Below are 22,770 nucleotides of genomic sequence, written 5' to 3'. Positions count from 1 at the left end.
AACCAGCAGAGTATGGCTGAACACCCACCGTTTGCCGGTTGGCCGCCAGTCGGTGCCAGAGGCAGGCTTTGCCAAACAGCGCACAGCACGGGCGATATGTCGTCGTGCCACGATTGCGGCCGCTCTGGCGCGCGGGTTCTAATCCTGCCCTGCGCTCCACCCAGCAATTGGCAATACAAGGAAGCCTTACAATGGACAGGAAGATCATACCGCTGGCGCTGCTGGCGACCCTGGTCGGCTGCTCGGACAACCAGCAGCCCCGTGAAGCCGACCTGCGCCAGGCTGCCCAAGCCTACCTCGACAGCCAGTACCCGCACTGTTTCGTGATCAGTGCCTTCCCCACCCGCACCCGTGACTTCGACGTCGAAGGGACCAACCAGGCGTTGCATGCCCTGGCCCGGGTCGGCGTGGTCAGCGAACGGGAGGTTGCCCGTACCGAAGTCCCTGAGCGGCTGTGGCAGCCGGCACGCACCGACATCTACTACGCCTACGACCTCACCGACGAAGGCCGTCGCTACTACAAGGCCGATGCAAGGCGCAAAGCGAACGGCGCCAGCACCGGCGGGCTGTGCTTCGGCAAGGCCGAGGTCACCGCCATCAACAGCGTCGGCAAGCCTACCGAACATGATGGGCGCAAGCAGTCGCAGGTGAGCTACAGCTACCAGGTGAACGAACTGCCGAGCTGGGCCAGCGACGCGGCGGTCCAGGCCGGCATCGCAGGCCTCGGCCAGGCAGCCGCCAGTGTCGCCAAGCCGCTGGAGGAAACCCGCGCCATGGTGCTCACGGAACAAGGTTGGGTCCACGAGCAACTGCTGGCCAACTGATCGCGGTGTTAATCCTGGGGAAATCCGCGCACGCCATCCTTGCCTCAACCCGGCCGCCTGGCGGCCGTTTTTAGGTCAATCGATGGAGACCCCAGTGATGAAAACCCTAACCTGTGCACTCGCCCTGCTGGCAACGATCTCGGCCACCTCGGCCTTTGCCGAAGGCGGCGCCGACCGCCTCAAGGAACGCAGCGACCAATGGGCGCTGCAACGCCAGCAGGCCGAGCAGATCGCCAAGGGTGACGCCCAGTCACCCGCCCAGCAGCAAGCACAGCAGCAAGCACAGCAGACCCAGGACAACGCCAACACACCCTCCAGCTGATAGGCCCCTTGGGCATTTTTGTTCAATACCCGCGCCGCGGCCTCGGGCAGGATAGCCGCACTATCCTCGCCACAAGGAAACGCCCGATGAGCCTGACACTGTCCATGGCGGCCTTCGCCCTCGCCGCCTCCATCTCCCCCGGCCCGGTCAACATCGTCGCCCTCGGCAGCGGCGCGCGCCATGGCCTGCGGGCCAGCATCGGGCATGCGGCCGGTGCCACCCTGGGTTTCTGCCTGCTGCTGGTGCTGGTCGGGCTGGGCGTGCATGAGCTGCTGCTGCGCTGGCCGTTGCTGGGGCAGCTGTTGCATTGGGGCGGGGTGTTGTTCCTGCTGTACATGGCATGGAAGCTGGCCAGCGACGACGGCGCACTGGGCGCCGAGGATGGCCAGCGGGCGCCAAGCGCCTGGCACGGCGCGGCCATGCAGTGGCTGAGCCCCAAGGCCTGGCTGGCGGCCGTGGCTGGCATCGGCGCCTATACCGGCGGCGAGCAACAGCTGTTGTGGCTGTTCACCTGGATCTACGGGCCGATCTGTTTCGTCTCCGTGGCCAGTTGGGCCTGGGCCGGCAGCGTGATCCGCCAGTACCTGGCCGAGCCGTGGCGGATGCGTCTGCTCAATCGGGTGCTGGCGGGGTTGCTGGTAGCGAGCGCATTTTACCTGATGGTGTGAGGTTTACGGCTCGGGCCCTATCGCGGGACAAGCCCGCTCCCACGTGCTATTCAGCCATTACGATAGTGCCCCGGCGTGGTCGCCAGGTGCCGCTTGAAAGCCCGCTGCAGATGCGCCTGGTCGGCAAAGCCGGCTTCCAGCGCCACCTCGGCGATGGCCCTGCCTGCGCGCAACTGCGCCCGGGCATGCTGCACCCGCTGGTCGAGCAGGTAGGCGTGCGGCGATAGCCCGAAGCGCTTGCCGAATACGCGGGTCAGGTAGGCCCGTGACAAACCTGCCGCAGCACAGATGTCCTCCAGGGTCAGCGGATCCAGACGGTGGGTGCGAATGAACGCGGCAGCCATTTCCAGGCGTGGATGCGCCTGGGGGTGACGCGCCGCGCCGCCCTCGAGATAACCTGGCAGCTCTGCGAAGAACGTCGCCAGCCGCTCGGCCTTGTCCAGCGCCTCGCTGTCGAGCAGCCCGGCGAACAGGTCGAGCAACCGCCCGTACAGCGCAGGTGACGTGCTCAATGTCGCTGCCGGCAGTTCGAACCCTCGGGCCTGCAACCACGGCAAATCAACGAACAGCATCAGGTAGGACCAAGGTTCGCCCAGGATGGGGTTGCAGGTGTGCACCACTCCTGGGTTCATGAGCACCGTGGTCCCCACGGCCACCTCATGCCGTGCATCACCGGTCAGGTAAGTGCTGCGCCCGCCGGTGATCACGCCGATGGAAAAGCTCGCGTGGGAATGCGCGGTGTAGCACACCTGGCGGCCATCCCCGACCAGACGGGCCTCGACGAAGGGCAATGCCGGATCACGCCAGAACCGCGAGACCTCGATCATCGCCCCGCCCTCACCCTTCGCCGCCCTGCACCACCACCAGCAACTGCGCCTGGCGCTCGCCGACCGAACGCAGGCGGTGCGGGGTCTGGGCATTGAAATGCAAGGCGTCGCCGGCCTCCAGCAGCACCCGCTCGCTCATGAAGTCGACCTCCACCTGCCCCTCGTGGACGAACAGGAACTCCTCGCCCTCATGTTCCTTGAAGGTCGGGTCGCTGAACTCGGTCGGCGGCTGGATCAGAAACGGCAACAGGCTGCGCTGGCCGACCTGCGAGGTCAGCACCGCATAGCCCGGCCCCTCGCCACCGCCCACCAGCGCCTGGCGCTCGCCGCGGCGCACCAGGCTGTAGCGCGCCTGGCCGTCATGCTCGCCGTCGAACAGTTCCTCGACATTGACGTTCAACGCCCGCGCCAGCTTCAGCGCCGCAGCGATCGACGGCGTGTTGAGGCCACGCTCGACCTTGGACAGATAGCTCTTGGTCATGCCGGACTTCTCGGCCAGCTGCTCAAGGGTGATGCCCAGTTTCTTTCTCAGCAGTTTCAGTCGGATAGACATGTGAAGCAGGTTTCCCGAACAAACGCACTTGCGCATGACACTTTGTGTCATATAGGATTATTTGTGTCATCTAATGGTTCGCCCCCTCACCGTCCAAAGCTCGGGGGCGAGCCAGCCCTGACATCCGTCATCACGCCACAGAGGAAAGCTCCCCATGGCCAATACCCTTACCCTCAGCAAAGACCAGCTGGTGCAAAAGGCACTGACACAGATGCAAGGCTCGCTTGCCGATAATACGTGGACTGTGCGCGAAAAGCTGGCCCTGACCTGCCGAATTCTCTTCGATAACGGCCACGACTCGGGCCTGGCCGGACAGATCAGCGCCCGTGGCGCGCAACCGGGCACCTTCTACACCCAGCAACTGGGCCTGGGCTTCGACGAAATCACCGCCAGCAACCTGCTGCTGGTCAACGAAGACCTCGAAGTGCTGGAAGGCGAAGGCATGCCCAACCCAGCCAACCGCTTCCACAGCTGGGTGTACCGCGCCCGCCCCGACGTCAACTGCATCATCCACACCCACCCTACCCACGTCGCCGCGCTGTCGATGCTGGAAGTGCCGCTGCAGGTCTCGCACATGGACCTGTGCCCGCTGTACGAAGATTGCGCATTCCTCGAAGCCTGGCCGGGTGTGCCGGTGGGCAACGAGGAAGGCGAGATCATCAGCGCCGCCCTGGGCGACAAGCGCGCCATCCTGCTCTCGCACCACGGCCAGCTGTCCACCGGCACCAGCATCGAGCAGGCCTGCGTCTACGCCCAGCTGATCGAACGCGCCGCACGCCTGCAGTTGCTGGCGATGGCCGCCGGCACCATCAAGCCAATCGCCCCGGAGCTGGGCCGCGACGCCCACGACTGGATCGACCGGCCCAAGCGCCACGGCGCCGCCTTCAACTACTACGCCCGGCAGGCCCTGCGCAGCCACGCCGATTGCCTGAACTGATCCCTTTACGCCTTGCTTGCGGAGCCTTGCACAATGACTAATCAATTCCACGGCATCATCGGCTACACCATCACCCCGTTCAGCGCCGGCGGCGAACAGCTCGACCTGCCCGCGCTGGGCCAGTCCATCGACCGCCTGATCGCAGGCGGCGCCCACGCCATCGCCCCGCTGGGCAGCACCGGCGAAGGCGCTTATCTGAGCGACAACGAATGGCAGCAGGTCGCCCAGTACAGCCTGGAGCGCATCGCCAAGCGCGTGCCGAGCATCGTCAGCGTCTCCGACCTGACCACCGCCGGCGCCGTGCGCCGCGCCCGCTTCGCCCAGCAGCACGGCGCCGACGCGGTAATGGTGCTGCCGGCCGCGTACTGGAAGCTCAGCGAAGCCGAGATCCTCCAGCACTACCGCGCCATCGGCGCGGCCATCGACATCCCGATCATGCTCTACAACAACCCGGCCACCAGCGGCACCGACATGCCGGTGGAGCTGATCCTGCGCATCGTGCGCGAGGTGGACAACGTGACCATGGTCAAGGAAAGCACTGGCGACATCCAGCGCATGCACAAGCTGCAACTGCTCGGCGAGGGCCAGGTGCCGTTCTACAACGGCTGCAACCCGCTGGCGCTGGAAGCCTTCGTTGCCGGTGCCACGGGCTGGTGCACGGCGGCAGCCAACCTGATTCCCGAACTGAACCTGCGGCTGTACCAGGCGGTGCAGAACGGTGAGCTGGAACAGGCCAAGGCGCTGTTCTACCGCCAGCTGCCGTTGCTCGACTTCGTCCTCAAGGGCGGCTTGCCGGCGACCATCAAGGCTGGCCTCGAGATGACCGGGCTACCGGTAGGCGAGCCACGGCGGCCGGTGTTCGGGCTGGATGCACGGGGCCGTGACAAACTGAAGACGCTGCTCGACGCTTTGCGTCAGGGCTGATGTAACAAACGCACCTGTGGAGGTTCGCTTCCACAGGTCATTGCACACGCTTGAGAAGCCAACCCCAAACCCGGAGAATGCCCCAACCCAAACGACCAGAAGCCATGGAAAAGGACCTTTCCAGTGAACCAGAAACAACGCGACGCCCTCAGCAAGTTCCTCAGCTACGTACTGCGCCACGCCCCCGAATCCATCGAATTGTCCCTCGACCGCGACGGCTGGGCCGATGTCGATGCGCTGATCCACGGCGCCGGTAGGCAAGGTCATGTCTTCGACCTGCACGCCCTGCGTGAAGTGGTCGAGACCAATGACAAGCGCCGTTTCACCCTCTCCGACGATGGCCGCCGTATCCGCGCCGCCCAGGGTCACAGCAGCGCCCAGGTAGAAGTGCGCCACGTCGCCAAGGCGCCACCCACCCTGCTCTATCACGGCACCGCCTGCCGCTTCCTGGCCTCCATCGAAACACAGGGACTGATTCCTGGCAGCCGTCACCATGTGCACCTGAGCGAGGATCCACAGACTGCCTTGGCGGTGGGCAAGCGCTATGGCCAGCCGGTGCTGCTCACTGTCGATACCCAGGCCATGTGTGCAGCGGGAGCAGTGTTCTATCAAGCGGACAACGGTGTCTGGCTGGTAGACCAGGTGCCGCCGGTGTATCTGTCACGCCAGGCAGAAGAATAAGCCGGCAGGAACGGCCTTGCGCCGCACCTGCAGGCGGACGCGGAGATCCGTGGGCTAATGCGCCATCCCCAGCTCCGCATCATCCATCAGCGCCTTGGCCAGGGCACTTAGGTAGTGCGCGGCCCAGACCATTCGCGGGTCTTCATCCATCACCCCGACCAAGGTCAGGTGCCGCACATAGTCCATCAGCTCCGACGCCTGTTCGCGGGCATGCAGGCAAGGGATGCCAGGTTCGATGCAGAACAGCGGTTGGGCATGCTTGCCCTCGCCCTGATAGTAACGGGTCTTGCCCGGCGTGAGCGGGGTCTTGCCATCGTCTGTGGTCATGATCGATCTCCCTGAAAACGTCGTCGGCTAGTGCAGCGTGCGGGGCTCGCCCGGCGCTTGGGCCGAGTGCTGTACCTGGGTCAGGGCGGATTCGAGCAACGTGCGCACCGCCTCCATCTCGTGGGCGGCGGCCAGCATCAGGATCGCGCCGGGTGACCGGGGCTTGAGCTGCACGGCCTGGTTGGCCACCGTGAGGGCGCAGAAGGCGTACTCGATGGCGCGTACCAAGGTGTCTTCGAGGAAGTGGGCGTGGTCTTGGGAGGAAGGTGGATCGGGGACAATCTTCAGCATGTCTTGACTCCAACGTGTGAAATGGAGCCGCCAAACTTTGCTTTTCAAAACTATTTTGCCTGGGGCAGGCGCGCCCTCTGCAGGAGCAGCCTTGCACCGCGAAGCGGCCACAGGTTTCAGCGCTGACGCATCAATCGCGGGGCTGCTACGCAAGGCCGCTCCTAAAGAGCAAGACGATCATCATCGGTTTACCGCGATGACACGTCACCACACCTCGTGCGTGTGCGCCCGATAACCTTGCTCGATGCGTTGCACCAGCAACGGTGCACTGATGATGCCCCTGACCGGATAGTACTGCTCTTGCGCGGTCAGCCCGCGGTCGAGCCGGACCTCATCTTCCCCATCCCACAGCCAGAGCGAGCCCCCCGGGCCGCCCGCGCGCGCGCGGAAAGTCGGCAGCGCCTGCAGTACCGGACTGACTGGCACATTGCCGACCACCGTCAGCAACCCCTGGTTGACCGCCGACTGAACCGGGAAAAACACAGAGAACTGCGGCTCGGCGTCGGCCAGGGCGGTGTAGTCGCTTGGCGGTTGCGCATGGAAGCCCGGTAATACCCGGATCAGGAAACCATACTCCGGGTGCTTGTGCGTGACCTGCGCATAGGCCACGCCTTCGCTGGTCAGTACTTGCAGGATGTCGCCCAGCTTTACTTTCTTTGCCATTTAAAAACCTTGGTATCCCACTTTTTTCAGTAGTTCGGCGCCGCGAACCAGAGCCCGCTCGTATTTACTCGGGTTCTTGGTCGCCGAGATTGAATTGATCTTGTTCAGTAGCGTACCGCCATCCTTGCCCAGGCCATGGTAATTGATCAACGTCTGTTCGACAGCACGGGCATCGGAACGCGACAGGTTCTTCAAGCCCGGGATCTGCTCGATGACGATGCCCTTTTCGCGCAAATGTGCCTGGCCACGCTTGGTAATGTCGCTGGTGATCCCGACATAACGGGTCACCCCATCGACCACACAGGAGTAGACGCAGTTCTTGCCACCGATGATGGTGCTCGCTCCGGCGGTTTTTGCAGTTTCCAGCGCCTCGGTCTCGGCCTTGCGGATCGCCTTGATCTCAGTTGCCCGCTCTACCGCCGCGCGCACGCCTGGCGATTTCATCGCGCCTTCCGTGACACCCAGCACCCGCTCTGTAACCAGCTTGCGACCTGGCAGTTCACCAATCAGTTGCAGGAACGGCTCCCAACTGCCGGTGACTTCCGCCAATGTCTGCATGCTAGTCACAGCACGCTCGATCAACTGGTCCTTGTAACCCTGGCACGTGGCATTGGTGCACTTGAGGCCTTCAAGCACCGTCAGGCCAGCTTCGATATCCAGCTGTTGAGAGCGTGCGAACGCCACGCCTCCGGTTTTCAGGGCCTGCTCGTAGTTCTCGTCGCTGAGTTTCTTGTGGCCATTGGCGATCCAGAACTTTTCCTGGCACGCGGTGTTGTTGCCGCAGTCGTTCATGTCGGCGACAAAGTCGCCCATGTCGCTGTGATTGAGGTTGTTGTACTGCGTCGCGGTACTGGCGATCCACGAGCCATCCTGCAAGCGCTTGCCATCACCCTCATCTCGCGCCGCCGCCGTCACCACACCCACCAGCTGAGAAGCGATCAGCATAAGCGCGTCGCGATTGACCGGGTCCATCTGCGTGGCGATCCGGCGCAACTGGTTGGCCAGCAGCTCGTTGGCACCCGCCGCGATGGCCCCGGTGGCGAAGTCGCCGCCAGCGGCCTGGGCGACAAAACCACCGACCAGCGCATGCAGGGCGACCTTCTCCGGGCTGCCGGTACGCAGGTTGGCGTCCCCCACAGTGCTGAAGGCCGTCGCCGCCAGGGTGTTGAACACCGCCGACTGGAGGATCGCACGCACATCGGCGTCACGCCCGAACGCTTGCCCTACCGCGCCGGAAGCCGCACCGATGGCCAGCTGCTGGGCGCCGAAACGACCGATACCTTCCAGCGACCCGAGGTCGACCACCGACTTGCCATCGACGATCTTGGTCTTGGCGATGTCGCCGAAGTAGCTTTCTGCGATGCCGGCAGTGATCGCAGCGATCGCGGCGTTGGTCAAGCTGTCCTTGCTCAGTGTGTCCTTGAGTGCCTGGCCAAGGTCGCCCTTATTGCTGATGGCACTGTTGAGCGCGGTGTTGGCCAGCGCCGCCGCGCCGGCCAACTGGGCGCCGGCAAGGCCGAGACCGGCCGGGCCGAGCACCGCTGCCAGGAGGATGGCCATGACCATCTGTGCGCCGGCGCCGAGCCCCGAGTTTTCATACTTGAAGCGGGTATGGATCTCCTGCACCTGGCGCCAGTCGACGCCGCCTTGAGCCTCGAGCTCCTTCAACCAGCCCAGGCTCGGATCGGCCTCGACCATCGCATCGATGGACTCGGACACCGATTCCTGGCTGACCTGCCTGACGTCTGCATGGATCTTGCCGGCGGCCTTGATCACCAGGTCGCCCTTGGCCGTCAGCTCACTCTGGCGGAAGGTCTCGTCGGTGCTGCCCTTGCCCTTCATACTGAACCAGGCCAGGCTGCTCTTGCTCTTCTCGTGGCTCTCCTGGATGAGGTCCTTGACGCTCTGGAAGTAGATATCGCCGCCGCTGTCGAGGGTCAGGTCGCCGCCGCTGTCGAGCTTGGCCGCCTGATAGCGCTGGTCGCCACTGCTGACCAGGGTCAGGTGGCTGCCACTGCTGATTTCGCTGCCCACGTGGGTGACTCGGGTCGACTCGTCGCGCTTGGTCGCCTTGCTGCCCCAGCTGCCCTTGGACTTCTTGTCGTACAGCGAGTAGTCACGGTCTTCGGCCGACAGCAACGCCAGATCGTTGCCCGCCACCAGGTAGGCTTCGTCGCCCGCCTGGACGCGGCTGGCAATCAGGGTCAGGTCGTTGCTGGCCGACAGGTCGATGTTGCCGCCGGCCTTGAAGCTGGTGGCAACCTGGCGGACATGATCTTCCTGACGCGTGACTTTCTTGGTCTTGGAATAGAAATGGTCCTCGTTGGCGGCAGAGGTCAGCGTCAGGTCATGCCCGGCGTTGACGGCGATGTTGCGCTTGGCCTCGACCTCGCTGGCAATCGCGGCGAAATCGCGACCGGCAGCCAGGGTCATGTCACGGCCCGCCTCGATCGTACCGACGTGCTGGGTGATCGATTCTTTCTGGTGCCAGCGGCCCCAGTTGTCGCTGTTCTGCTGCTCGACCGAGCTGAGCACCAGGTCGCGCCCGGCATTGATGTCCAGGTCACGGCCGGTCTTGATCACGCCGCCCATGTTCATCACATCGCGCCCGGCACCGATGCTCAGGTCATTACCGGCCTCGATGCGCGCGGCGCTGTCGACGTAGTCGCGGCGGCTACCACCGACTTCGAAACTGGTGACACTGCGCTCGTTGACCACATCGCCCAGCAGCGCATTGAGGCTGACATCGCGCCCCTTGAGGATGCCACCGGCGCCATTGAGGATGCTGTCGCCGGCCAGCAGGTCCAGGCGATTGCCCGCCTCGATCAGGCCGGCGTTGACCAGGTTCTTGCCTGCGCTGGCCGACAGGTTGTTGTTGGCCTTGAGCGTACCGGCGTTGGTCAGGCTGTCACCGGCGATGAGGGTCACATCGTTGCCCGCGATCAGCGCGCCGTTGGGCGCCAGGCGATTGTTCGCCTGGGCCAGGTAGAGCACCGGCACCAGCACCTTCTCGCCGTTGACCACATGCTCTTCGAGCCAGACGATGTCGTGGGTCAGGGCTGCGACCTGCTGGGCGGTCAGGGTCACGCCTACGCTCAGGTTCAGTTGCTGCTTGCTGGCGATGGCGTTGTCCATCAGGTACTGGTACAGCGCTTCATTGCTGGTCTGGCCATCGATGAAACGTTGGCCGGTGCGCGCCAGCACCGCATCCTGGAGCAGCCGCTGCTCATAGAAACCGTCACCCAGGCGCTTCCAGCTCTTGTCCGGGTCATAGCCCAGGTTGCCGAGCAGATAGTCCGAGCTCATGAACGACTTGAGGTCGGTGAGTACCGGGTTGGTTTCGATCAGGTATTTGTGCGGCTGCGAGCGACCGCTGTTGTCCGGCAGGCCCTGGACCTGATGGATGCTGGTCGGCGGTACCACTTTGGACTGGCCCCACGGCGCCGGCCGGCTCAGTGCCAGCGGATCGAGCGCGGTCAGGCCCACGCCCTCGGTAGTGCGGCCCGGCAGCCGGCCACTGCCGTTGCCATTGTTGTCGAGGGCTACCGAGGTGGCACGGGTATCGAGATCCAGGCGTTCGCGCTGGGTGGGATCCACCGCGCGGACGCTCGCCTCCACCTGCGGCAGGTTGGCCAGTTGCGAATCCCGCCCCGGGGTAATCGGCAGTGGTCGGTCACGGTCGGCCAGGCTGATGCTCGAGCCGCCCAGGGTCCAGCCCGACGAAGACGGCACGCTGACCACGCCCTCGCTGGTGCTCAGGCGGAACAGCCCGTTCTGCCCGGTGGGCAGGCTGAAGCCCGGCAGCTCCAGCGGATTGACCTGTTGCTGGGCCAGCTCCGGCGGCAACTGTTTGTGGATGCTGATCAGCGTCGGCTGGGCGGAGGTGGCTGCCGTATTGGTCCCGCGCCCCCCAAAACCATTGGGCGCGCTGAACGGTTTTTCCACACCGTTGCCCAGCCGCTGACCGGCATTGATGGTGACATTGCCACCCGCCTGGATCACGGCAGGCACATAACTGCTGACGGTGCCGGTCTCGATCACCTTCTCTTCGAATACCCGCGCATTGGCGACGTAGGCGGGAAGCTCCATGCGTTGCCCGGAGCTGAACATCGACTCACCCATGCCCCTGGCGCCGATGATATGGTCGTCGCGGGCGAATACCTCCAGGCCATAGGCGACGAAGGTTTCACTCGGCGTGGCACAGCATCGGTAAACGACTGTCGGCGCCCGAGACACCTCCCCTGCCGGGTTGATGAACCACCAGTCCTTGGCGTAGGAAGCATCGTTGTACTGGTTATAGGTGATCAGTTCGCTGATCTGGCCGAAGCCTTTGGGCTTGACCTCCAGGTATTTGGCACTGATGTAGTCACCCAGCGCAGTGCCGGTGTTCTGGAAGTTCGCCACATTTACGGTGATGTTGCCCGTGGCCGATACCGTCGAATTGCTGTTGCTGAAGCTGGTCCCCTGAACGTCCAGGTTACCGCCTGCATTGATGCTGGCCGCAACCGAGCTTGGGTCGCCGGACACGGTGGTCTTGTATTGCTGGATCCATACCAGGTGGTAGGGCCACTTCTTCGAATTCGAAACTCCATACGGCAGGCTGGTACAGCTGTAGCAACGCTGGCCGATGGCCGACGAATACAACTCCGAGGTCACCTTGAAGTTGTTACGTTCGTTGATGAATTGCTCGGCCCTGATGTTGAAGTCGCGGGCGCTCTCCATCTTGCCGGAGATGTTCTTCAGCACCGCGGCGCGGGTGCCGGGCGAACGGCCCTCGACGGTGAGGTTGCCCAGGCTGTAGATCTCGCCGAGGGTGTTGCTCAGGCTGCCGACCGACCAGGTCATGTCGGTGCCGCTGAAGATCAGGGCATTGGCATTGTTCAGTGCCTCGGCGCTGTTGATCTTCAGGGTGGTGGCACTGGCGAGTGTGCCGTAGTTGTCCAGGCGCGACGCGCGTACATCCAGCGCCTGGGCCGAGGTCAGGCGCCCATGGTTGGTCAGGCTGGACAGGGTACCCAGGCCGCCGATGGTGGTGGTGCCACCGCCGGCAATGCTGGTGCTCGCCCCCAGGACGATGCTGTTGGCATCGAGCTTGAGATCGCCCAGGCTGCTGGCGCGACCACTGCCGCTGTAGCTGCCGCCGAGGTTCAGGCTGAAATCGCCGTCACTGGCGATCAGGCCATTGTTGACCCAGTTGCCGCCGCTGCCGACGAAGCTGCGCGAAGCCAGCAACCGCCCTCCCTGGTTCAGGGTCAGTTGGCCCACGTTGACGGTCAGGCGCCCGGCCTGGATCACGCTGTTGGTGGTCCAGTTGGCGGCATTGATGGTAAGGCCACCGAGGGTGGCCATTTCGCCACCGGCCGTGGACAGGTTTTCCAGGCTCACGCCGAAGTCGCCCTGGCCACCATGCAGCAAGCGACCACCGGTGTTGAGGAAGCTGCCGGCGCTCAGGCCCAGGTCATGGTTACTGGTTTCCAGCACACCCGAGCGGTTGTCGAGCAGGCCGGCAATACGTAGGTCGGTCTTGCCTGAGTTGCCCAGCGCGCGCAACTGACCGCCCTGGTTGTCGAAGCTGTCTGCGCCGATACTCAAGGCGGTATCGCTTTCGATGACCCCGCCACGGTTGTACAGCGCATTGCCCAGGCCGAAGTTCAGGCTCTGCCCGGCGATCTGTCCACCGGCGCTGTTGTCGAGGCGACCGCCGATCACGCTGATCAGGCCATTGGCGTAAAGGCCGCCGCCCTGGTTGATGAAATTATTGCTGCGAATGGTCGTTGCGCCGGCCTGGGAGGCCATGCGCCCGCCCTGGTTGTGCAACCCGGCCAGCGCCGTCAGGGTCAGTTGCCGGGCCTGGATGACACCACCCTGGTTGCTCAGCAGGCCGCCCTTGATCTCGGCCTGCAACGCCCCCTTGAGGCTGGCCAGCACACCGTTGCCGTTGTTCAGGTCGCCAGCGGTGAGGCCGACATCGCCTTGCCGGGCGATCAGCTGACCATTCTGGTTGACCAGACTGGCACTGGTGACGACGGTGATGTCAGTCAGGCTTTGCAGCTTGCCCTTGGTGTTGTCCAGGCTGCCAGCAACGATGTTCAGTGCTGCGGTGTCACTGTGCAGCAAGCCCTCATCGCTGTTGTTCAACAACCCTTTGCTGTCGATGTCCACGCCAGCCACGGCGGCCAAGGTGCCGCGATGACTGTTGTCGATACTCTGGGCGTGCACGGTCAGCCCCGCCTGGCTGCCCAGCTCGCCGCCCTGGTTGGTCACCTGCCCGGCTTTGGCCACGTGCAGCGAGGCGGCGCTCAGCAGCTTGCCGCGGCTGTTGTCCAGGTCACCGTCCAGCACCAAGGTCACGGGCCCCTTGGCTATCAGTCGCGCATCGCTGTTGTTCAGGCCCGCAGCCTTCAGATAAACCTCGGCGGCACTGTCCAGCAACCCACCCTGGCTGTTGTCGAAGCTACCTTGGGTTAGGATCAGGCGCTGGCCGGCACCACTGGCCAGCACACCGCCGCGGTTGTCCAGCGCCGTGGCCTGGATCGCCAGTTCCTGCCGGCTGGCCAGGGCGCCGCCCTGGCCATTGAGCAACACGCCATCAAGATCGACGACGACGCTGCCATCGCGACTGGACACTGTCCCGCTGTCGCGGTTGTCGACCTTGCCGCCGTCTAGGCGTACACCCTGCCAACCGGAGACCAGGCCCTTGGCGTTGGTCAGTTGCGTGGCATCCAGGTTCAACTGGCGATGACTGATCAGGCGGCCGCCGCTGTTGTCGAGGGTGCGCGCAAGTAGACTGAACTGCTCGCTGCTGGAGATTTCGCCGTCACGGTTGTACAGGTCGCGCAACTGCTTGATCAGCAGCAGCCCTGGGGTGTTGATCGTGCCGCCCTGGTTGTTCAGGTCGCCATTGTTCAAGTCCAGGGTGAGGCTGTCGGCGCCGAACAGCTTGCCGCCCTTCTGCTCCAGGCCCGTGACACTGGCCAACACGGACTTGCCGGCAATCTGGCCTGCGCCGTTGTTGCGTAGCTCGGCGGCATTCAGTTGCAAAAGGGTGCCGGCGATGATCCGTCCGCGCTGGCTGTTGTCCAGCTCAGCCGTTGTCAGTGTCACCTGCCCCTTGGCCGTGACCACGCCGTCTTCACGGTTGTCCAGGCCAGCGCTGGTGAGCTTCAGGTCGCCATCGCCGACCAGTTTTCCGCGCAGGTTCTCGATCTTGCCCTGGCTTTCCAGAATCAGGTCAAGGGCGCTGGAAAAACTACCGCCACTGTTGTCCAGGCTTGCGCCCGCCACGCTGAGACTGTCTTCGCTGCTGATGCGTCCGTCCACGTTGCGCACCGCGCCGGTCAAGGTCAGCTTCACCGGCCCGTCGCCGGACAGCCTGCCGCCGCTGTTGTCCAGCGAGCTGAGCGGGCCGCTGCCGATCAAGGTGATAGCCTGCTTGGCCGACAGCTCGCCCTTGTTCAGATTCAGCAGCCGATTGAAACCTAGATCCAGGGCAGCGTCGGTATGGATCCGGCCACTGTCGCTGTTGTCCAGGACCTTGCCGGTGAGCGTGAGTGCACCTTTGCTGGCGATCTCGCCATCGCGGTTGTCCAGGTCGTCGACGGTCATCTGGGCGTCAAGCCCTGCCTTGACCAGGCCTTTGTCACGGTTGTCCAGGCGCTCGCCGGTCAGCATCAAACCGCGTTCGGCAATCAATTCGCCGGCCTGGTTGTCGATCTGTGCGCCATGCACCTCCAGGTCCTGCCGGGAGGCCACATGCCCCTTGGCGTTGTCCAGGGTCTCGCCGCGCAGCAACAGCTTGCCATCGGCAAACAGCGTGCCGGCGGTGTTGCGCAACTGCCCCTGTTCACCGAGGTCGATGGTCATCAGGCCACGGCTGCTGAGCAGACCCTCCCGATTGTCGAGGCTGGCGGCTTTCACAATCAGTGACGCGGCGTGGATCTGCCCCTTGAGCGAGGTCAATGCCTGTTCGAGCGTCAGGGTCAGCGCCTGCTTGCTCAGCACCTTGCCTTCGCTGGTATCAAGCTGTCGCGCAACCATCTCGAAAGCCTGGTCGCTGGAAATCTCACCGCCTTGGTTGGCAACCTCCTTGAGCTGCTTGAGAGTCAGCTTGCCGCCGCTGTGAATCAGCCCCCCCTGGTTGTTCAGTTGGCCATGCTGCACGTCAAGGCTCAGGTCGCCGGGGCTGTACAGTTCACCGTTCTGCTGGTCCAGCCCGGTGACGTGGACCTGCAGTACCTGGCCTCCGGCAATCCGCCCCTTGGCGCTGTTGTCGACCTGCCCGGCGTCCAATTGCAGCTTCCCTGCGCTGCTCAGGCGGCCTTGCTGGTTATCGAAGCGGTCAGTGGTTACCGTCGCTGCGAGACGACTGTTGATCACCCCTTGGGTGTTGTTCAGCTTGGAGCTGGCAAGTGTCAGCCCGGCGTCGCTTTCAAGCGTGCCTGCGGCATTGTCGACATCCGTCGACGTGGTCACCGTCAGTTCTCGCGTACTGGAAACGACCCCTTTGCGGTTATCGAGCCGCACGGTCTCGAGCAGCAGCTCACCTTCGCTTTCCAGATGCCCCTGCTGGTTGTCCAGCACGCCGCCACGCCCCGGCACGCCGCGATCCTGCAGGTGGATGTCGAGCCGATCCCCCGCCGAAATCACCGCGCTGTTGTCCAGGCGTGCACCTTCAAGCTTGATCTGCCGAGCGGAAACCAGCCCGGCGCTGCCGTTGATCAGATGCTCCAGAGCAAGAGCCAGGCGGGTACCACCCAGCAGCTTGCCGCCACTGTTATCCAGTACCTGACCGGCGCTGTCGATGCCGTTCTGGGCAGAGATCTCGCCACCACGGTTGTCCACCTCGGCCACACGCAAGATGCTCGACTGGTCGCTGCCGATCAGGCCGCCAACCCGGTTGTCGGCCTTTGTGGCATGCAGCTCCAGGCTGCCCAAAGCCGCGACAGAGCCGTTGCGGTTGTCCAGGACGCCATCGAGCCGCAGCTCAAGCCGGCCGTCGGATGCCAGGCTGCCCTGTGCCCGGTTGTCCAGGCTCAATGCCTTGACGTCGAGCAGGCCGGCAGCGCCGAGCACCCCGGCCTGGTTGTTCAACGCCCCGCGCAGCTTGACGCTCAGTTGCGTGTCGGAGAGCACGTGCCCCTTCAGGTTGAACAGGCTACCCGCCTCCAGGTGGTGCGTACCCGCAGCCGAAATTTCACCCTGCTGGTTGTTCAGCACCTGCTGCACGTAAACTTGCTGCCCCGCGCGACTGGCAACGGTGCCGTCCAGATTGTTCAGCGTGCCACTGCGTAGCTCTATGCCGGCTGCTGCGATACGACCCTTGGTATTGTTCAGCGCCTGGGTAATCAGCAGTGTCACCGCCTGGTCACCCAGGACTTTGCCCTGGGTGTTGTCGAGGCTGTCCGCACTCAGCACGAATGACTGGCCGCTGGAAATCTCACCCTGGCGGTTGAAGACATCGGCCAGTCGTTCGAATACCAGCGGCCCCGTCGCCGCGACAAGACCACCGTCGTTGTTCAACCGCCCACGAGCCAGGTCAAGCGTCAGCCCCGCCTCGCTGAATACTCTCCCGCCCTGCTGGTTGAGCAGTTCTCCCGTGGCCAGTTGCATATCGCCCTTGGCTTCGAGATGCCCTTTGTTCTGATTGTCCAGCTTGCCCAGTGCCAGGGTCGCCCGCTGCCCGGCGACGATCTTGCCCGCCTGGTTGTCCAGCAAGTCCGACTGATTCAGGGCGAGGTCGGCAACGCTGTGCAGGCTGCCTTGCCGGTTGAACAGCCTGGCGGAAGTTATCGCCAGCGTGTTGCCATCGACCAGGCCGGTCTGGTTGTTCAGCAGGCCGGCGATATGCAGGGTCAACGCCTGAGCCGCCAATACCTTGCCAGCCTCGCTGTTGTCCAGGTGATCCGCCTGCAGGTTGGCAGTGCCACGGCTCGACAACTCACCGCCCCGGTTGTCCACCCGGGCCGCCGCGACCTCCAGCGCCTGCGCCGTGACCAGCCCGCCCCGATTGTCCAGCAACTGGTTGCTGTGGATCGTTTGCGCTCGCGCACCAAGTACACGCCCCTGGTTGCGGTTATCCAGGGTAGCGGCGTTGATCCGCCCGTCACGCCCGGCACTGAGGGTACCGCCCTGGTTGTTCAGGGACTCGCGAGTGGTGAGGATCAGGTCACGGCTGGCGACAAGCGTCTTGCCACGGTTGTCGAGGTTCTGCGCGTTGATCGTCAGGTCGCCCTCGGCGTTGCGACCGGTATCCGGGTTGACCCCGGCTTCGATCACGCCGTGGTTGCTCAGCAGGCCGCCAACTTCCAGGGTTACACCGGAGCGGGCGGCCATGCTGTCGTGGTTGCTCAGGTTGCCGCTGGTGACGACTTTGAGGGTCGACTCGCCGTATAGCGGGCCTTGAGCTTCAAGGCTGGCAGCCTTGATGCTCATTGCGCCGGTGGCACGCGTCTGCGCCAAGTTCAGCTGGCCATTGGCATCGAGCTGGATGTCCCCTCCGCTGGCGATCAGGTCCCCGGCCAGGCGCACACCGACACCCGCCTCGGTACCCACCAGGCGAATGGCCCCGGCGTACATGCCGCCCAGGGCGCTGGAATCGATGGCCAGGGCCGGCGCATCGGTGGTATTGCCGGCGCGCGGTGTCGCGGCCAGGGTCTGGGCGTCGACATCGTTGCGCCCGGTGATGACGTTCAGCTCACGGGCGCGCAACTGCGCGTTCAGGCGCGCCGAGCGGGTGATGATGTCGAAGCGCTCGACGTTGTCGGCATTCAGCCCGGCGCCTTCCAGCGCAACGCTGCCGCCCTCCACCTGATAGCCACTGAGCGCGCCACGGCCATCGAGCAGCGGTTTGCCGGTGCTCAGGGTCACCTGGGGCGTGTTGATGAAACCACAACCATCGCAGGTGATGCCGTGAGGGTTGGCGACGATGACCTTGGCCGCATGCCCGGCCACTTCGGTGTAGCCGCGCAGCTGGCTGGCGTTGGCGCCGTTGACCTCGTTGAGGATGGTGCTGGCCGCCTGGCCTTGCAGGTTCGGGTTGCCAAGGATGATCCCGCCCAGCTGGGTAGCCTGGGTACGCTCGGTGGCGTTGTTGAGGATCAGCCCCTGCTGGCCGACGTTGTAGTCGCTGAACTGGTTGTGTGACAGGCCGCTGCCGTTGGGCGCGGCGATGTTGATGATCGGCACGCCGTTGCCCGCCTGGTCCAGCCGGGTGCCCGGCCCGCTGACCACAACGCCCTCGGCGGCCTGTGCCCACAACGGTTGCCAGAACATGGCGTTGGCCAGCAGGAACGCCAGGCCGCGCTTGGGCAGCCCGCAGAAGCGCTCACGGGGCTGAATGGCGGCCGAGCGTTGGCGGGCCAGGAAGGCAAACAGGCGGACGTCCATGTCAGGTCTCGTGAGTCAGGGGATCAGGTGGATCAGATGAAGAAGTCCAGGCGGAAATACACCGGGCGTTCCTTCTCGGTCAGCACGTCGGGGCGTTCCAGGCTGTGGGCGAAGGTCACGCTGGCGGCCATGTGCTGGCCGCGGGCGAACAGCTCCAGCGAGTGGCTGCTGGCACGGCCATGATACTCGCCGTTGTAGCGATCGTTGCGGATCACCCCGAGGTCGTAGCCCAGGCCCAGGCCATACTCGGCCACGAACGGCTGCAGCAGCGGCCAGTTAACCGGGCGGGTCAAGCGCAGGTCGTTGCGCCAGTAGCCACCGCTGTCGCCGGACAACGACTGGTCCTTCAGGCCGCGTACCGACGACAGCCCGCCAAGGCTGATGCGCTGAGGGCTGAACAGCACGTCTTCGCTGCGCTGGCCGGTGGCCAGGCTGGTGAAGCTCAGGCGCTCGCCGAACAGTTCGAAGCCCTGCACATAGCTGACCGTGGCGCTGTACTTGCGGTAGCGCGCCACCGGTTGGCCCGGACGCGGGTGGGCATTGTCCTGGGCATCGAAGGCGCCGATGCCTTCCTGAGTGCCCAGGTCGATGTTGACGAAGGCATTGCCCAGGCGGCGGCCGTGGTTGATGCCGAACTGCGCCTCGCTCAGGCGGTTACTGCTGCCCTCCAGGCGGCTGTCCTCGATGTAGTTGTTGGTGCGCAGGTGGGCCACACCGGCATTCAGCGAGGTCTTGCTGGTGGCATCGCGATGTACCACGCGCTCGGCGCGCAGCTGGTGGTTCTGGCTGTCGCCGGTCTGCTTGAAGGCAAAGCCGTTGGCCTGGGCCAGGGAGCGGTATTCGCTCTCGCTGTAGCTGTAGGTGAAGTTCCACCAGCCCCACGGCAGGTTGTAGAACAGCACGCCGTTCTTCGAGCCCTGGGTGTGATCACTGACCACATCGTGGCCACCACGCAGCATCAGCTGGTCGGCCAGCCCCAGCGGGCTGTCCCATTCCAGGCCGAGGTTGAGCATCTGCTCGCCGGTGCTGCGCTGGCCTTCGTTGTTGCGCGACAGCGAGGCGCGCCAGGGTTTCTGCTGGGTGTTGCGCACCAGCACTTCGCTGCCGCCGACGGCCTTGCCAGGGGTCAGCTCCATCTGCGCCTTGTTCGACGGCAGACGGTTGAGCTGGTCGACCATCTGCTCGACTTCGCGCAGGTTCAGGCGCTGCTCGACTTCGCCGGGGAACACCATGGCCAGTTCGCGCTCGCTCAGGCCGCTGGCCGGGTCCGGGCGCAGCCCTTCCAGGCGCCCTTCCACCACCAGCACCTGCAGGTGGCCCGAGGACAGGTCCTGCTGCGGCAGGTAGGCGCGGCTGGTGACCAGACCGCGGCCCAAATAATGGTCGGTGATGGCCTTGAGCAAGGCATTGAGCTGGGTGACGCCCAGGCACTGGTCGATGAAGGGTTTGAGCAGGCTGTCGCGGTCAGCGGCGGACAGGCTGTCGGCGCCCTTGAGCTCGATGGTGTGGATATCGAAGCAGCGGGTGTCTTCGGGCCGTTGCTGCTGGGCAGGTTGCGCGCTTTCGCCGGGCAGGTTGCGCAGGTCCTCGAGGCGCCGTTGCTGCTCTTCGAGCAGGCGGTTCTGGCGTTCGCGGATCAGGTCCTGGTCACCGGGAGACACGGCCCAGGCAGGCATGCTGCACAATGCTGAAACAAGGACGGAAAGGGCCAACTTGCGCGTGGAAAGACGACGTACTGCCATACCTGTCCTTGGTGATTAAGGCAAAGAGGCGCGCATACTATGCGGCCATCATATTGACGTCAATTTGCCATCACTTCATTTTTTGCGGGAGCCTCCCTCCATATCGCTCAGAAGCACTGAGATAGAGCGGTCTGCCTATAAAAAACATCCTGTGTACTTTGCAGGGCCCGCCTCGCTCGCGTCCCGATTGCTCCTGCAGAAATGCGCGTTCTCCCGCAGGAGCGACCTCATGTCGGGAAAGGACTGTGCAAGCCCTACGGCATTACCGGCGGTACATACTGCAAGGTCGTGCCCAGCGCCCACAGCAACACCAGCACCAGCGGCACATGCACCAGCAACTGCACGAACGAGAAGCCGATCAGGTCACGCGCCTTGAGCCCCAGCACCCCCAGCAGCGGCAGCATGTAGAACGGGTTGATCAGGTTCGGCAGCGCCTCGGCGGCGTTGTAGATCTGCACCGCCCAGCCCAGGTGGTATTGCAGGTCGTTGGCCACCAGCATCACGTACGGCGCCTCGATGATCCACTTGCCACCGCCGGACGGGATGAAGAAGCCGAGCACCGCCGAGTACACGCCCATCAGCAAGGCGTAGGTGTCATGGGTGGCGATCTGGGTGAAGAACAGCGAGATATGGTGAGCCAGGGTCTGGGCGTCCGCGCCCTTGACCTGGGTGAGAATGGCGGCGATCGAGCCGTACAGCGGGAACTGGATCAGCACCCCGGTGGTGGTCGGCACGGCGCGGGCCACGGCATCGAGGAAGCTGCGCGGGCGCCAGTGCAGCAAGGCACCGAGCATGATGAACAGCAGGTTGTAGGTGTTCAGCCCGGAAATCGCGGTGATCGCCGGCTTGGTGGCGAACTCCTGGTACAGCCAGCCGGCGGCCAGGGCCACCAGCAGCAGGATCAGGATCGGGCTGTATTCCAGCCATTCACCCGGGCGCGTGCGCTGGGGCGAAGGCGGTGCGCTGAAGCTCGGGTCCACTCCACAGTCCTGCGCGCTGCGGGCGCTGTTCGGGCCAGGCGCGGTGGCATAGGCGACGATCAGCGAGACGATCACCAGCGCGGCGAGCATCACCCCGGACTGCCAGAGGAAGATGGTCTCGGTGAACGGGATCACCCCGGTAATCGACAGGATCGACGGCGGCAGGCTGGCCGGGTTGGCCTGCAACTGCGCGGCCGACGACGACAGGCCCAGCGCCCACACCGCGCCCAGGCCCAGGTAGGCGGCGGCGCCGGCGGCGCGGTAGTCCATCTTCAGGTCGGTGCGGCGCGCCAGGGCGCGCACCAGCAGGCCGCCGAACACCAGCGACAACCCCCAGTTGAGCAAGGACGCGAGCATCGAGATCAGCGCCACCCAGCACACCGCCGAGCGGCCGTTTTTCGGTAGCCGCGCCAGGCGGTCGATCAGCCGGGCGGCAGGTGGCGAGCTGGCCACCACATAGCCGCCGATGACCACGAAGGCCATCTGCATGGTGAACGGGATAAGGCTCCAGAAGCCGTCACCGAAAGCCTTGGCGGTGTCGGTGGGCTTGCCGCCCATGGCCAGGGCGCCGAGGGCCACCAGCATCACGGCCAGGGCGGCGAACACCCAGGAATCGGGGAACCAGCGTTCGGCCCAGTTGGAGCAGCGCAGGGCAAAGCGGGCGGAGCGGCTGTCTTGGATATCAGCGGCCACGATGTTTTCCTTTTTCTGATTTTTATAGGACTGAAACGGCGTCGCCCCATCGCGGGGCAGGCCCGCTCCCACGAGGGATACGTGGTCCTTAGGCTTTGTACGAAAAGTGCCTGCGCGACGATCATGCTGCGTTGAAAACAGGCTCGGAATGCTCATTGACAACCAGTCAAGTCGGGCGCGACCCCGGCCGTTCCTCGCCTGTTTTCGCCTTGCCTGATCGCCGCTCGGCGACTTTTCGTACAAACCCTAGTGGGAGCGGGCCTGCCCCGCGATGGGGCGCTTGCAACGGTGCTGCTTAGAAGGTCATTTCCTGCACATCGTCCGGCACGATCAGCTTGCCGGCGGTCTTCGCGACGATCTCCTCCACGCTCACGCCCGGCGCGGTCTCGCGCAGGATGAAGGCGCCGTTGTCGATCTCCAGGTAGGCCAGGTCGGTCAGCACCTTGCGGATGCAGCCGGCGCCGGTCAGCGGCAGGCTGCACTTGGGCAGCAGCTTGGACTCGCCGTCCTTGGAGGCATGGGTCATGGTGACGATGATGTTGTCGGCGCCGGCCACCAGGTCCATGGCGCCGCCCATGCCCTTGACCAGCTTGCCGGGGATCATCCACGAGGCGATATTGCCTTCCACGTCCACCTCGAAGGCGCCGAGCACGGTGAGGTCGACATGCCCGCCACGGATCATGGCGAAGGATTGCGCCGAATCGAAGATCGACGCGCCACGGCGGGCGGTAACGGTCTGCTTGCCGGCGTTGATCATGTCGGCGTCGATGGTGGCTTCGGTGGGGAACTCGCCCATGCCCAGCAGGCCGTTCTCCGACTGCAGCATCACTTCCATGCCGTCGGGCACATAGTTGGCCACCAGGGTGGGGATGCCGATGCCGAGGTTGACGTAGTAGCCGTCCTTGAGTTCACGGGCGACGCGTTGCGCCATTTGTTCGCGGGTCAATGCCATG

The 22,770-nt window shown here is 64.5% G+C and carries 14 protein-coding genes and 2 pseudogenes; 6 read left to right on the top strand and 10 right to left on the bottom strand.

All coding sequences use genetic code 11. From position 1 onward, the window contains the following. The first annotated feature begins 191 nt into the window (after window positions 1–191). From ACVWY1_RS21465 to ACVWY1_RS21455, 3 genes are all read left to right on the top strand, one after another. Window positions 192–824, top strand: a complete 633-nt coding sequence (locus tag ACVWY1_RS21465; RefSeq protein WP_457378729.1) for a hypothetical protein — start codon at window positions 192–194, stop codon at window positions 822–824. Window positions 825–921: 97 nt separating this feature from the next. After that, complete coding sequence (locus ACVWY1_RS21460) at window positions 922–1,146, top strand: hypothetical protein (protein WP_457378728.1); 225 nt, start codon at window positions 922–924, stop codon at window positions 1,144–1,146. A gap of 86 nt (window positions 1,147–1,232) precedes the next feature. Further along, window positions 1,233–1,814 (top strand): LysE family translocator, encoded by a 582-nt coding sequence (locus tag ACVWY1_RS21455; RefSeq protein WP_457378727.1) that lies wholly within the window; start codon window positions 1,233–1,235, stop codon window positions 1,812–1,814. A 50-nt stretch (window positions 1,815–1,864) separates the two neighbouring features. Here the strand turns inward: ACVWY1_RS21455 and ACVWY1_RS21450 are convergent, their stop codons facing one another. Beyond that, complete coding sequence (locus ACVWY1_RS21450; protein WP_457378726.1) at window positions 1,865–2,641, bottom strand: AraC family transcriptional regulator; 777 nt, start codon at window positions 2,639–2,641, stop codon at window positions 1,865–1,867. Window positions 2,642–2,651: 10 nt separating this feature from the next. Next, window positions 2,652–3,194 carry a helix-turn-helix domain-containing protein gene (locus tag ACVWY1_RS21445; protein WP_038706211.1) on the bottom strand — a complete coding sequence of 181 codons (543 nt, stop codon included), beginning with the start codon at window positions 3,192–3,194 and terminating at the stop codon, window positions 2,652–2,654. A gap of 154 nt (window positions 3,195–3,348) precedes the next feature. On the opposite strand from ACVWY1_RS21445, the gene ACVWY1_RS21440 reads away from it, so the two are divergent. The 3 genes from ACVWY1_RS21440 (at window position 3,349) to ACVWY1_RS21430 (ending at window position 5,736) form a co-directional block, all read left to right on the top strand. Then, complete coding sequence (locus ACVWY1_RS21440; protein ID WP_046855471.1) at window positions 3,349–4,131, top strand: aldolase; 783 nt, start codon at window positions 3,349–3,351, stop codon at window positions 4,129–4,131. Window positions 4,132–4,164: 33 nt separating this feature from the next. Further along, window positions 4,165–5,055 carry a dihydrodipicolinate synthase family protein gene (locus ACVWY1_RS21435; RefSeq protein WP_457378725.1) on the top strand — a complete coding sequence of 297 codons (891 nt, stop codon included), beginning with the start codon at window positions 4,165–4,167 and terminating at the stop codon, window positions 5,053–5,055. Window positions 5,056–5,178: 123 nt separating this feature from the next. After that, window positions 5,179–5,736, top strand: a complete 558-nt coding sequence (locus tag ACVWY1_RS21430; RefSeq protein WP_457378724.1) for an RNA 2'-phosphotransferase — start codon at window positions 5,179–5,181, stop codon at window positions 5,734–5,736. 54 nt (window positions 5,737–5,790) lie between these two features. Here ACVWY1_RS21430 and ACVWY1_RS21425 read toward each other — a convergent pair whose 3' ends face one another. The 8 genes and pseudogenes from ACVWY1_RS21425 to ACVWY1_RS21390 form a co-directional block, all read right to left on the bottom strand. Next, a complete protein-coding gene (locus ACVWY1_RS21425; protein WP_277503902.1) occupies window positions 5,791–6,063 on the bottom strand; it encodes a DUF3077 domain-containing protein in 273 nt (90 codons plus the stop codon). Between the two features lie 27 nt (window positions 6,064–6,090). Beyond that, window positions 6,091–6,354, bottom strand: coding sequence for a hypothetical protein (locus ACVWY1_RS21420; protein WP_277503901.1), 264 nt, complete (start codon window positions 6,352–6,354; stop codon window positions 6,091–6,093). A 204-nt stretch (window positions 6,355–6,558) separates the two neighbouring features. Further along, a complete protein-coding gene (locus ACVWY1_RS21415) occupies window positions 6,559–7,017 on the bottom strand; it encodes a hypothetical protein (protein WP_277503900.1) in 459 nt (152 codons plus the stop codon). A gap of 342 nt (window positions 7,018–7,359) precedes the next feature. Next, window positions 7,360–10,869: pseudogene (locus tag ACVWY1_RS21410) on the bottom strand (hemagglutinin repeat-containing protein); the annotation flags it as partial. Between the two features lie 1,032 nt (window positions 10,870–11,901). Further along, window positions 11,902–18,288, bottom strand: a pseudogene (locus ACVWY1_RS21405) (two-partner secretion domain-containing protein); the annotation flags it as partial. 146 nt (window positions 18,289–18,434) lie between these two features. Next, on the bottom strand, window positions 18,435–20,078 hold the full coding sequence (locus ACVWY1_RS21400) for a ShlB/FhaC/HecB family hemolysin secretion/activation protein (protein ID WP_457378723.1): 1,644 nt from the start codon (window positions 20,076–20,078) through the stop codon (window positions 18,435–18,437). A 320-nt stretch (window positions 20,079–20,398) separates the two neighbouring features. Then, window positions 20,399–21,817 (bottom strand): short-chain fatty acid transporter, encoded by a 1,419-nt coding sequence (locus ACVWY1_RS21395; protein ID WP_094012630.1) that lies wholly within the window; start codon window positions 21,815–21,817, stop codon window positions 20,399–20,401. 295 nt (window positions 21,818–22,112) lie between these two features. After that, window positions 22,113–22,769: a CoA transferase subunit B gene (locus tag ACVWY1_RS21390; RefSeq protein WP_102685419.1), complete on the bottom strand. Its 657-nt coding sequence runs from the start codon at window positions 22,767–22,769 to the stop codon at window positions 22,113–22,115. Window position 22,770: the final 1 nt, after the last annotated feature.

It is taken from the genome of Pseudomonas sp. TE6288 (assembly GCF_054062095.1).
This window is presented reverse-complemented; position numbering and strand designations above follow the sequence as displayed.